The following is a 6,755-nucleotide window of genomic DNA, read 5'->3' as shown; positions in this document are numbered from 1 at the left end:
CCCGGCCACGTCCGCGACCGCGTCGTCTCGGAGAGTCATGGCCCTGTCGTCACTCGGCGACGAGGTCGTCGATCTTCGCCGCGGCGTTCTTCAGGAAGTCGGAGGTCGACTCCTTGCCGAAGATCACGGCCGACGAGTACTCGTCGCGGAACGCCTGCCACGCCTCCACCGAGTTCGGGATGCTGGGGACGTCCGCCGTGTTCTCCGCCTGCTCGGCGAACGCCACGTAGTTCGGGTTCGCGTCGAAGTAGTCGGCGTAGGTGCCGGTGAGGTCGGTGCGCATGGGCATCTGGCCCGTGGCTTCGAGCAGCTGCCCGTCGCTCTCCTCGCTGGTCGAGAACTTCAGGAACTCCCACGCGGTGCCCTGATTCTCGCAGGCGGTGAACATCGAGACGCTCTTCGAGTCCGCGAACGTCGTCGGGTTCTCGCGGCCGTCGCTGGTCGGAACCGGCATGAAGCCCACGTCGACCGTGTCGGCGTACGAGGGGATGGCCCAGGGTCCCGCGAGCTGCATGGCCGTGGTGCCGGCCGACATCGCGTCGTCGGTCGATGCCTCGTTCGGCGAGAGCTTCTCCTGGTAGAACGTCGACCAGAAGTCGGAGACCGTGCGTCCGGCATCCGAGTCGATCGTGGCCTTGCCGTCTTCGACGAGCATCGTTCCGTCGGTCTCCGCCAGGTACAGCGGGTAGAAGTCGAACCACGGCTGGTAGAACTCGCTGGTCGGCGCGGGCCAGATCGCGCTCTGCACGCCCGAGGCCACGATCTTCTTCGAGCCTTCGAGGAACGCGTCATACGTGTTCATCTGCGGGTTCTCGGGGTCGATGCCGGCGGCCTGGAACAGCGCCTTGTTGTACATCACCATGACGGGGTTCGACTTCCACGGCACCTGGTAGTAGGCGCCGTCGGTCGAGTACGAGTCGACCTCTCCGCCGCGCTCGGTGATGTAGTCGTCGCCGCCCTCGATCTCGCTGAGGTTGACGAGCCCGCCCTGCTTGACCCAGCCCGACACCGCGGCCGGAGCCACGTTGTAGACGAGGCAGGGGGCGGTGCCGGCGGTGATCGCCGCGGTGATGGCCTCCTCCGACGACGAGCCGGCGGGGATCTCCTGCGCGGTGACCTTCTCGTCGGGGTGCTCGGCGTTCCACGCGTCGACGATCGACTGGCCCCACTCGACCTCCTGCTCGTTGTTCGAGAGCCAGATCTTGATCGGACCGGTGCGGTCGGCGGAGCCGCCTCCGCCTCCGCCGCCCGCCGAGCAACCGGTGACGATGAGAGCGGTGACGCCCAGCAGTGCTGCTGCACGGATCTTCTTCATGGTGTCCTCCTTGACGCGATGTGTTCGGGTGGTGCTGATGGCTTCGGGTGGGTCAGTCGCCGGTGCTCTCCCGGAAGTGCACGACGGTGCAGTCGACGTCCTCGACGCGCGGCTCGGCGCCGAGGATGTCGGCCTGGAGCAGACGGGCGGCGGCGCGCCCGCGGGCCGCCGGTCCCGACGAGACGCTCGTCAGAGCGGGGGAGAGGTGGGCGGAGAGGTGGTCGTCGTCGAAGCCCGAGATGGCGAGGTCGCGCGGCACGTTCAGTCCCTGCGACCTCGCGTACGACAGGCCGGCGATGGCCATGGTGTCGTTCGAGTACAGGATCGCGGTCGGCCGGTCGGGCAGGTCGAGCAGCTCGGCGGTGCGCTCGCGGCCGCTGGATGCCGTGAAGTCGCCCTCGCGCAGCAGACTGTCGTCGCCGATCGCGGCGATGTACGCGTCGGCGCGCACGCGGGAGTGCACGTAGTCGAGCGGACCCGAGACGTGCGCGATGCGGGTGTGGCCCGCGGCGCGCAGGTGGTCGATGATCTCGGTGACCGGTGCTGCGTCGTCGGTGCGGACGCACGAGAACCGGGTCGGCTGCTCGTAGGCGCCGACGAGCACCGTGGGTATCCGGAGCTCCTCGAGCAGCGGGACCCGCCAGTCGTCGGTCCGCAGGTCGAGCAGCAGGGCGCCGTCGGCGCGGCCGTGGCTCAGGGTGCGGTAGGCGCGCTCCTCGGCATCCCGGTCCGGCACGACCTGCAGCAGGAGGGCGGTCTCGGTCTCGGCGAGCACCGACTCGACGCCGGCGATGAACGCGGGGAAGAACGAGTCGTTCGCGATGACCTCGGGATCGCGGGCGAGGACCACGGCGACGGCGTTGGCGCGCTGTGTGGCGAGGGCACGGGCGCTCTGGCTCGGCACCCACTGCAGCTTCTCGACCGCGGCGAGAACCTTCGCCCTCGTGTCGTCGGAGATGGGCCGCTTGCCACTCAGGGCGTGCGACACGGTGGCCTTGGTGACGCCTGCTTCGCGGGCGACGTCGGCGATGGTCGTGCGGCTCATGCCACCTCCTCGTGGTCTTCGGCCCAGCTGCTCAGCGGATTACGTGAACCGGTTTGACGAGTGTAAACCGGTTTGACGCTCCCGTCAACGCACCCCCGCTTTCGCCGAGCCACCCCCTTATGCCCGAACCACCCCCTTCTGTGCGGCTCATACAGGGGTGGCTCGACGCGAAAGGGGTGGCTCGACGAGCCGGGGAGGGCGGGGGAGGCGGCGGGCGGGGTCAGACGAAACGAACGGTCTGCTGCAACCGCGTGCGCACGTCGAACAGTTCGTTGCCGCCGATCGCGCGAGCGCCGGGCACGCCCTGACGCAGCACCATCGAGAGCGCGCTGCGCCGCACGACCACCACCGGCACGCCGCGACTCGTGCCGAGCGGCGTCACCGCCTGCGCGAGATCGTCGTCGGGGAGCACGATGATCGCTCCGCCGAACTTCACCCTCGCGGCCTTCGCGACGGCGCGCATCCGGGCGAGCGCCGCCGTGACCGGTGCCCTCGTGCCCAGGCTCGGGCCGGTGATCTCACCGCGGCGGAAGCCCACGACCCCGCCGAAGTCCTCCGACATCACGCCGTACAGCCCCGACGGGCTCAGCACGACGTGGTCGAGCTTGTCGTCGGGGTCAGGGCCTGTCGCGACGTCGTGCCAGACCGTGTACCCCATGCCGAGCGCGCTGACGGTACGTGCGGTGGCCTCTTCGGCCAGGGCGTCGGCGAGCATCCGGCGCAGTTCGCGGGGCGCGGATCGCACGAGCGCCGGGTCGTAGGGGTCGGGCACCTCGACGCCGAATCCCGCCCACTCGCGGATCAGCGTGAGATACGTCTCGCGGCGCCATCCGCCGGGATGCCCGTACGAGCGGGCCTTCGGGCGGGTGTCGGTGCGGGTCGCGGTCTGCGGCCGCCAACCCGCCTCCTCCGAATCCGTCGCGATGCCGGGGTGCACCCCGCTGCGGCGGTCGTAGACCGCGCGCAGCTCGGGCGTGCCGACGAGCTCCCACGCGCGCTGCACCTGGATGAAGACCGCCGCGTCGCCGCCCGTGTCCGGGTGGGTCTGCCGCAGCCGCAGGCGATACGCGCGGCGCAATTCGTCGTGCTCGACGTCCGGATCCACACCGAGGATCTCGTAGGCCGAGGCCGAGAGCGGACTGTCGAACATCGCTCTCCCTCCGCGACCGCGGCGTCCAGGATATCCGCCCTGTGCTGTGCGTCGGCCGCGTCCGGCATCCGTCGAGCGCACCCGCAGGTCGGCCGCGTCCCTATTCCGCGGACTCGCTCCGCAGGTACGCGATGTGCGCGGCGTGGCGCTCGAGGTGGTTCTGCGACTTCCGCACGAACAGCCACGCGACGACGAGCAGCGCGAACCAGATCGGGGTCACCAGCAGCGCAGTCAGCGTGTCGGGCTGCGTGGTGAGCGCCCAGAGGATGAACACGAAGAACGCGAGCACCACGAACACCATGAACACGCCGCCCGGCATCCGGAAGGTCGACGTCGCCGCCTTCTCCGGGCGGGTGCGGCGGTACGCGAGGTAGCTGATTAGGAAGATCGTCCAGACGAACATGAAGCACACGGCCGAGACCGTGGTGACCATGTCGAACGCCGTGCCGATGTCCTTGCCCGCGTACAGCAGCACGACGCCCGACAGCAGCAGGATGCAGGAGAGGAAGAGCGCGTTCTGCGGCACGCGCCGCTTCGACAGGCGGCCGAACAGGCGAGGGGCGTCGCCGTCCTGCGCGAGGCCGAACACCATGCGCGAGGTCGAGTAGATGCCCGAGTTCGCGCTCGACATGGCCGAGGTGAGCACGACGAGGTTCACGACGGTCGCGGCGATGCCGAGTCCCGCCAACGCGAACATCGCGATGAACGGGCTCTCACCGGCGACGTACTCGGTCCACGGCGTGACGGCCATGAGGATCACGAGCGCGCCCACGTAGAACAGCAGGATGCGGATCGGGATGGCGTTGATCGCCTTCGGCAGGTTGCGCTCCGGGTCCTTCGTCTCGGCCGCCGCGGTGCCGACGAGTTCGACGCCCACGAACGCGAACACCGCGATCTGGAAGCCGGCGACGAAGCCCATGAAGCCGTGCGGGAACATGCCGCCGTGGTTCCACAGGTTCGCGAAGCTCGCGGTGCCCGCCTCATGCTGGAACCCGGTGACGATCATCACGAGACCCGTGACGATGAGCGCCACGATCGCGACGATCTTGATGAGCGCGAACCAGAACTCCATCTCTCCGAACGCGGCCACGGTCGGCAGATTCAGCGCGAGCAGGATGACGACGACGAGCAGCCCGGGGATCCACAGCGGGATGCCGGGGAACAGCGCGTCCGTGTATCCGGCGATCGCGATCACGTCGGCGACACCCGTGACCACCCAGCAGAACCAGTACGTCCACCCGGTGAAGAAGCCGGCCCAGGGGCCGAGCAGGTCACTCGCGAAGTCGCTGAACGACTTGTACTTGAGGTTCGACAGCAGCAGCTCGCCCATCGCCCGCATGACGAAGAACAGCATGAATCCGATGATCATGTAGACGAAGATCACCGACGGACCCGCGACCGAGATCGTCTTGCCGCTGCCCATGAACAGGCCGGTGCCGATGGCCCCGCCGATCGCGAGCAGCTGGATGTGGCGGTTGCTCAGCGCTCGCCGCAAGTGCTGCTCGTCGGACCCGGCCTGAGTGCCGACTCCGTCGTCGGATGCTGATCGCTTCGTGGTGCTCATCCCATAGACCGTAGTCACCGATCGGGGATGGTGTTGTCCCGAATCGATTCGATAAAATGATGGCTTCCCCCGATCCGTCCCCCAGTCCTGCGAGCCGCTTCCCCCATGGCCACCTCTCTCACCACGGGTCGCCCGTGGCGTGTCATCCTCTCGTTCTCGATCCCGCTGCTGATCGGCAACGTGGTGCAGCAGATGTACCAGTTCGCCGATGCCGTCGTCGTCGGACGCCAGCTCGGCGTGCAGTCCCTCGCGGCCGTCGGCGCGACCGGCAGCCTGCTCTTCCTGCTCATCGGCTTCGCCTGGGGCCTGACGAGCGGTTTCGCGATCCCCATCGCGCAGGCGTTCGGCGCCGGCGACGCTCCCGGCGTGCGTCGCTCCGTCGCGACGGGAGTCATCCTCACCGGTATCACGAGCGTGGTGCTGACGATCGTCGCGCCGCTCATCTCGCGCCCGCTGCTGGAGCTGCTGCAGACGCCCGCGGAGCTGCTGCCCGAGGCCACGATCTTCACCCAGATCAGCTTCCTCGGCGCGAGCGCCACGATGTTCTTCAACTACCTCTCGGCGATCATCCGCGCGATCGGCGACTCCCGCACGCCGCTCGTGTTCCTCACGGTGTCATGCGCGCTGAACGTGGGTCTCGTGGTGCTCATGGTCGGCCCCCTCGACTGGGGTGTCGGCGGTGCTGCGCTCGCGACCGTGGTGGCGCAGGCCGTCTCGGTCGCGCTCTGCCTGGAGTTCGTGCGGCGCCGGTTGCCGATGCTGCACCTGCGCGCGGCCGACTGGCGGGTCACGCGCGACGACGTCCGCGAGCACCTGCGGCTCGGTCTGCCGATGGGCTTCCAGGCGTCGATCATCGCGATCGGCACCCTGACCGTGCAGGTCGCGCTCAACACGCTCGGCTCCGACGCGGTCGCGGCGTACACGACGGCATCCCGCGTCGACGGTCTCGCGGTCGCCTTCCTCTCGTCGCTCGGACTCGCGGCCTCGATGTACGCGGCGCAGAATCTCGGCGGGCGGCGGCCCGACCGCATCCGCCGCGGAGTGATCGAGGGCACGTGGATGGCGATCGGCGCGGGCCTCCTGCTCGGCGTCGTCATCATCGCCTTCGGCGCCCCGCTCGTGCGTCTGTTCGTCGGTCACGGGGTCGAAGCAGACGAGGTCGTCGACCTCGCCCACCTCATGCTCATCATCAACGGATGCGGATACTGGGCGCTCGGCATCCTGTTCGTGCTCCGCGGAGCGCTGCAGGGTCTCGGCCACACGCTCGTCCCGACCGTCACCGGCGTGATCGAGCTCGTGATGCGCGTCGGCGCCGCCGTCGTCCTCGGCGCGCTGATCGGCTTCGAGGGCGTCGCGCTCAGCAATCCGCTCGCCTGGCTCGGCGCGATCGTGCTGCTCGTGCCCGCCTATATCCGTGCGCACCGCGACCTCGCGCACATGAAGGTCGACCCGGTCGAGGCCACCGAGACGTCGACCATGGCGATCGTCGGACCCACCGACGGGTCGATGGTGGTGGATGCCGTCGTGACGCAGCCGATCCGCACCGTGCGCGGGTCGAGGTTCGGCTGGCTGACGCGTCGTTGAACGGCTCGTCAAGATTACGCAACATCATCCTGCAGATGGATGCTGCGACGGCCCCTCCTTCGTACTGTTGGTAGTGCGGAGGGTCCGCTGACGGGGG

Annotated in this window: 5 protein-coding genes; 1 reads left to right on the top strand and 4 read right to left on the bottom strand. The window is 68.9% G+C overall.

The window, feature by feature from the left end:
- Positions 1–49: 49 nt before the first annotated feature.
- The 4 genes from RAC81_RS16150 to cycA all read right to left on the bottom strand — a co-directional run bounded on the left by RAC81_RS16150 (position 50) and on the right by cycA (position 5,074).
- Entirely contained in the window at positions 50–1,315 is a 1,266-nt protein-coding gene (locus tag RAC81_RS16150) for an extracellular solute-binding protein (RefSeq protein ID WP_375083300.1), read from the bottom strand.
- Between the two features lie 52 nt (positions 1,316–1,367).
- Positions 1,368–2,360, bottom strand: a complete 993-nt coding sequence (locus RAC81_RS16145) for a LacI family DNA-binding transcriptional regulator (protein ID WP_375083299.1) — start codon at positions 2,358–2,360, stop codon at positions 1,368–1,370.
- Between the two features lie 220 nt (positions 2,361–2,580).
- The gene (locus tag RAC81_RS16140; RefSeq protein WP_375083298.1) at positions 2,581–3,510 is read right to left on the bottom strand and encodes a J domain-containing protein; all 930 of its coding nucleotides are present in this window, start codon (positions 3,508–3,510) and stop codon (positions 2,581–2,583) included.
- Positions 3,511–3,610: 100 nt separating this feature from the next.
- Entirely contained in the window at positions 3,611–5,074 is a 1,464-nt protein-coding gene (gene cycA / locus RAC81_RS16135; protein WP_375083297.1) for a D-serine/D-alanine/glycine transporter, read from the bottom strand.
- A 105-nt stretch (positions 5,075–5,179) separates the two neighbouring features.
- Here cycA and RAC81_RS16130 point away from each other — a divergent pair, with 105 nt between their 5' ends.
- Positions 5,180–6,658 carry an MATE family efflux transporter gene (locus tag RAC81_RS16130; RefSeq protein WP_375083296.1) on the top strand — a complete coding sequence of 493 codons (1,479 nt, stop codon included), beginning with the start codon at positions 5,180–5,182 and terminating at the stop codon, positions 6,656–6,658.
- The last annotated feature ends 97 nt before the right edge of the window (positions 6,659–6,755 follow it).

Source organism: Microbacterium sp. CR_7 (genome assembly GCF_041954755.1).
In the GTDB taxonomy this organism is placed as follows: domain Bacteria; phylum Actinomycetota; class Actinomycetes; order Actinomycetales; family Microbacteriaceae; genus Microbacterium.
Note: the sequence above shows the minus strand (reverse complement) of the source record. Positions and strands in the feature narration are given on the sequence as shown.

Bases quoted from the DNA above. Each gene is read 5' to 3' on its own strand.
- cycA (WP_375083297.1), bottom strand. From the start codon at position 5,074: ATGAGCACCACGAAGCGATCAGCATCCGACGACGGAGTCGGCACTCAG.
- RAC81_RS16145 (WP_375083299.1), bottom strand. From the start codon at position 2,360: ATGAGCCGCACGACCATCGCCGACGTCGCCCGCGAAGCAGGCGTCACC.
- RAC81_RS16130 (WP_375083296.1), top strand. From the start codon at position 5,180: ATGGCCACCTCTCTCACCACGGGTCGCCCGTGGCGTGTCATCCTCTCG.
- RAC81_RS16150 (WP_375083300.1), bottom strand. From the start codon at position 1,315: ATGAAGAAGATCCGTGCAGCAGCACTGCTGGGCGTCACCGCTCTCATC.
- RAC81_RS16140 (WP_375083298.1), bottom strand. From the start codon at position 3,510: ATGTTCGACAGTCCGCTCTCGGCCTCGGCCTACGAGATCCTCGGTGTG.